This is a genomic window from Micromonospora sp. M42, from assembly GCF_000568915.1.
GTDB classification, from domain to species: Bacteria; Actinomycetota; Actinomycetes; order Mycobacteriales; family Micromonosporaceae; genus Micromonospora; species Micromonospora chalcea.
Map to the genome: position 1 here is coordinate 6626705 of NZ_KK037233.1, position 2532 is coordinate 6629236.

Below are 2532 nucleotides of genomic sequence, written 5' to 3' on the forward strand. Positions count from 1 at the left end.
GACGAGGGGCACCTGCTGACCGGCACCGCCGGCAGCGTCCTCTCCGGCCGGGTCGCGTACGCGCTCGGGCTGGAGGAGCCGGCTGTCACCGTCGACACCGCCTGCTCGGCGTCGCTGGGAGCGATTCACCTGGCCGCCACAGAAAAATGCGCCAGGGCGACTGCGAACTGGCGCTGGCCGATGGGGTGTCGGTGATGTCCACCCCGGCCGGGCTGACCGGCTTCAGCCGCCAGCGCGGTCTCGCCGCCGACGGGCGGTGCAAGGCGTTCGCCGAGGACGCCGACGGCTTCGGCATGTCCGAGGGCGTCGGGATGCTGGTGGTGGAGCGGCTCTCCGAGGCCCGCCGCCGGGGCCACCCCGTGCTGGCCGTCGTGCGCGGCTCGGCGGTCAACTCCGACGGCGCGTCGAACGGGCTGACCGCCCCGAACGGACCGTCGCAGGAACGGGTCATCAAGGCCGCGCTCGCCGCCGCCGGGCTGAGTGCCGCCGACGTGGACGTGGTGGAGGCGCACGGCACCGGCACGTCACTCGGCGACCCCATCGAGGCGGAGGCGATTCTCGCCACGTACGGGCAGCGCCCGGCCGGCGCCGCGCCGGTGCTGCTCGGCTCGGTCAAGTCCAACCTCGGGCACACCCAGGCCGCGGCCGGCGTCGCCGGCGTGCTCAAGATGGTCCTCGCCATGCGGCACGGGCGGCTGCCCCGCACCCTGCACGCCGAGCGCCGCAGCTCGCGGATCGACTGGGACTCGGGAGCGGTGCAGTTGCTCACCGAGGCTCGCCCGTGGCCGGCGGCGGACCGGCCGGTGCGGCCGGCGTCTCGTCGTTCGGCATCAGCGGCACCAACGCCCACGGATCCGAGTCGGTCGCCGAGGCGCCGCCGGAGGCCGCCGAATCCGAGTCGCCGCAGGAGCGCGCGTTGCCGTGGCTGCTGTCGGCGCGTACCCCGCAGGCGCTCGCCGGCCAGGCGCGGCGGCTGCGGGAGCACCTCGCCGCCCGGCCCGACCAGCGGCCCCTCGACGTGGCGTGGTCGCTGGCCACCAGCCGGGGCGCCTTCGACTCCCGAGCGGTGCTGGTAGCCGCGTCCGCGCAGCGGGTCGCCGACGCCCTCGACGCGCTGGCCGAGGGCCGGCCCGACCCGGCGGTCACGCGCGGCGAGGCGCGGCCCACCGGCCGGTGCGTCTTCGTCTTCCCCGGGCAGGGCTCCCAGTGGCTCGGCATGGGGTTGGACCTGCTCGACCAGGCCCCCGTGTTCGCCGAACGCATGGCGGCCTGCGACGCGGCGCTGCGGCCGTACCTGGACTGGTCGCTGCTGGACGTGCTGCGCCAGGCGCCGGGCGCGCCCGGCCTCGACGAGGTCGACGTCGTGCAGCCCGCCCTGTTCGCGATGATGGTGTCGCTGGCCGAGCTGTGGCGCTCGTACGGCGTGCAGCCGGCCGCCGTGGTCGGCCACTCCCAGGGCGAGATCGCCGCCGCCTGCGTCGCCGGGGTGCTCTCCCTGCCCGACGCGGCCCGGGTGGTGGCGCTGCGCAGCCGCGCGCTACGGGCTCTGGCCGGGCACGGGGCGATGGCCTCCGTCGCGCTGCCGGCCGACACGGTCCGTGATCGGATCGCCCGCTTCGGTGAGCGGATCTCGGTCGCCGCCGTGAACGGGCCGGCCGCCGTCGTGGTCTCCGGCGAGCCGGAGGCGGTCGAGGAACTGCTCGCCGAGCTGGCCGGCGAGCAGGCCCGGGTGCGGCGCATCGCCGTCGACTACGCCTCCCACTCCGCCCAGGTGGAACGCATCCGCGACGAGCTGGCCGAGGTGCTGGCCGGCATCGCCCCCGGCCCGGCCGCCGTGCCGCTGTTCTCCACCACCGACCTGCGCTGGCTCGACGGCGAGGAGATGGGGCCCGACTACTGGTACCGCAACCTGCGCCGGCCCGTCGAGCTGGAACGGGCGATCCGCGCGCTGGCCGCCGAGGGCCACGACACGTACGTCGAGTGCAGCCCCCACCCGGTGCTCACCGTCGGCGTGGAGGAGACCCTCGCCGACCACGACGGCGATGCCGTGGTGGTCGGCTCGGTGCAACGCGACCAGGGCGGCCGGGAGCGGTTCCTGCTCTCCCTGGCCCAGCTCCACGTGTCCGGGGTCGCGGTGGACTGGCGGCCCGCGCTGGCCGGCGGCCGGCGCGTCGACCTGCCCACGTACGCGTTCGCCCACCGCCGCTACTGGCCCCGGCCGGTCTCCGGCCCCGGCGACGTCGGCGCCGCCGGTCTGGACGCCGCCGGTCATCCGCTGCTCGGCGCGTCGGTCGTGCTGGCCGAGACGAGGGGCCACCTGTTCACCGGGCGGCTGTCGGCCGACGCGCAGCCGTGGCTGGCCGACCATCGGGTCACCGGCAGCGTGCTGGTGCCCGGCACCGGCCTGGTGGAGTTCTGCCTGCGCGCCGGCGACGAGGTCGGCCACCCGTTTCTCGACGAGCTGGTCATCGAGGCCCCGCTGACCCTGCCCGCCGACGGCGCGACCCAGTGCAGGTGGCGGTCGGCGCGGGC

1 pseudogene is annotated in these 2532 nt (G+C 76.4%); it reads left to right on the plus strand.

Features of this window, described 5'->3' with window-relative positions:
* A pseudogene (locus MCBG_RS30595) lies at positions 1–2532 on the plus strand (type I polyketide synthase); the annotation flags it as partial.